The following is a 2,669-nucleotide window of genomic DNA, read 5'->3' on the forward strand; positions in this document are numbered from 1 at the left end:
ACACCGTGCCGGTGCCCCACGGCCCAGTCGCGGAGCATGCGGAAGAAGGCCCCGTCGCCCAGGGCGCAGCGCAGGGCGTGGACGGTGAGGCCGCCGCGCTGGTAGAGGCGGTCGTCGAACATCAGCTTGCGGCCCGGGTCGGACAGCCGCAGGTCCTGCGGGCGTGAGGCGAGCAGCCGGTGGGCTGCGGCGGCCAGTTCGTGGGCGGCGCGGCCGCCGGAGCGTTCCGACCAGAGCCATTCGGCGTACTTGGCGAAGCCCTCATTGAGCCAGATGTGCCGCCAGTCGGCGATGGTGACGCTGTTGCCGAACCACTGGTGGGCGAGCTCGTGGGCGATGAGCCGCTCCGAACCCCGGGCGCCGTCCACGTGGTTGGCGCCGAACGCGGACAGGCCCTGGGCCTCCACCGGGACGTCGAGTTCCTCGTCGGCGACGACGACCGTGTACTCCCCGAAGGGGTAGGGCCCGAACAGGTCCTCGAACAGGCGCATCATGGCGGGCTGGCGGGCGAAGTCGTGGGAGAACCGCGGCAGCAGGTGCGCGGGCACATGGGCGTTCTGGAGGACCTCACCGGGGCCGGCGCCGTCGAGCGACACGGTCCGGTACATGCCGACGGACAGGCCGACGAGGTAGCTGGAGGTGGGCGCGGGCTGCTCGTACACCCAGGTGGTGGTGCTGGCCCCGGTGGTGCGGGTGAGCAGCCGGCCGCCGGCCGCCCCGGTGTAGGCGGAGGGCGTGTTGAGGGAGATGTGGTACGAGGCCTTGTCGGCGGGGCGGTCGTTGCACGGGTACCAGGAGGGGGCGCCGACCGGCTGGCTGGCCACCAGCGCGCCGTCGGTCAGCTCCTCCCAGCCGAGGCCGCCCCAGGGGCTGCGCACCGGCTTCGGGTTGCCCGACCAGTGCACCTCCACGGTGAAGGCCGCGGCCGGCGGCAGGGGTTTGGCGGGCCGGATCCGCAGGAGGCCCGCGCGGTGGGTGTAGTGCGCGGTCCGGCCGTCGAGGAGGACCCGGCCCACCCGGAACGGGGCGAGGTTGAGCCGGAACTCGGGGAGCGCCGCCGGTCCGGCGATCGCGCTGATCCGGGCCCGGCCGGTGAGCCGGTTGGGTGCGGGGCGGTAGTCCAGGGCGAGTTCGTAGCGGTGGGCGCGGTAGCGGGGGTCGCCGTTGTCCGGGAAGTACGGGTCCGGTGCCGGTGTCTGCTGGCCGTTCACTGCCGTGTCCGCTCCCTGTGCCTCACTCGTCCGGGGTGCCGGTGGGCCGTCCTGCCGCCGGTCGCGGAGCGCGGGTTCAGGAGCGCCACGCCTCGATCGGGTTGCCCAGCCAGCGGGTGTCGTCGGGGACGGATTCCCCGGCCATCACGAGGGAGGCGGGGCCCACCGTGCCGCGGGCTCCGATCGTGCTCCCGGGCAGGACGATCCCGCCCGGGCCCAGGGTGGCGCCCTCACGCAGCACCACAGTATCCGTCCGCAGGATCCGGTCGTGGAAGAGATGCGTCTGCAACACGCAGCCCCGGTTCACGCTGACGCCGTCACCGAGGACCACCAGGTCCGTTTCGGGCAGCCAGTGGCTCTCGCACCACACCCCGCGTCCGATGCGGGCGCCGAGCCCGCGCAGCCACAGGGTCAGCAGCGGCGTGCCGGGCGCCGATCCGGCCAGCCAGGGCACGGCGAGGACCTCGACGAAGGTGTCGGCGAGCTCGTTGCGCCAGACGAAGGCGCTCCACAGCGGGTGCTCGCCGGCCCGGTGCCGGCCCACCAGCAGCCATTTCGCGGCCACGGTGACCGCGCAGGCGGCCGCCCCGGCGGTGAGCAGGACGGCTCCGGACAGCAGCGCGGCCCCTCCGGGGCCCAGGAGACCCGTCAGGGCGCAGAGCGCCGCCCCGCTCAGGACGGCCAGGGCGGCCGAGCAGAACACGGGCAGGAGCCGGCAGAGTTCGACCAGGCCGCGCGCCCACAGCAGGCGCGCGGGCGGGTCGTACGTACGCCCCTGGTCGGCGGCGGCCGCCGACCTCGGCAGCCTCACCGGTGGCAGGCCCAGGTAGGAGCCGCCCTTCTTGGCCTTCTTGGGGGTGGCGGACAGGACGCCGACGAGCCCGTCGTCGGGGACCCTGCGGCCGGGGGCGGTCATGCCGGAGTTGCCGAGGAAGGCACGGCGCCCGATACGCGACGGCCCGATCCGCACCCAGCCGCCGCCGAGTTCGCAGGGGGCGGTCAGGGTGTCGTCGGCGAGGAACGCGCCGTCGCCGACGGTGGTGAGGCTGGGCAGTCCGAGGACGGTGGAGACCTCCGCGCGGCGGCCGACGCGCATGCCGAGCAGTCGCAGCCAGACGGGGGTGACCAGCGCGGCGTACAGCGGGAAGAGGGTGTCCCGGGCCAGGTCCATCAGCTGGGTGACCGCCCAGGCCTGCCAGCCGGTCCGGCTGTGCGTGGGGTGGTGGCCGGTACGCAGTCCGAGGCTGAGCAGGCGTACGCAGACCAGTACCAGCAGCGCGTAGGCGAGCCCGTAGGCGAGGGCGCCGGGCACCACGGCGAGCAGCGCCCCGCGCAGGGCCCGGGCCGGGCCGGCGCCGGCGGGGACGAGCCGGCCCGCCACGAGGAGGGCGGGCAGGGCGGCGAGCAGGGGCAGGGCCGTGAGGCCGACGCCGGTCGCCCCGTACATGGCCCGCCACA

2 protein-coding genes are annotated in these 2,669 nt (G+C 74.9%); both read right to left on the bottom strand.

All coding sequences use genetic code 11. The annotated features are described in order from the left end of the window. The coding region (locus VR44_RS38545; RefSeq protein WP_045952343.1) for a M1 family metallopeptidase at positions 1-1,211 on the bottom strand (1,211 nt) is incomplete at its 3' end. A gap of 76 nt (positions 1,212-1,287) precedes the next feature. Continuing rightward, the coding region (locus VR44_RS38550) for a Pls/PosA family non-ribosomal peptide synthetase (RefSeq protein ID WP_045952344.1) at positions 1,288-2,669 on the bottom strand (1,382 nt) is incomplete at its 5' end.

It is taken from the genome of Streptomyces katrae (assembly GCF_000966975.1).
Classification (GTDB): domain Bacteria; phylum Actinomycetota; class Actinomycetes; order Streptomycetales; family Streptomycetaceae; genus Streptomyces; species Streptomyces katrae.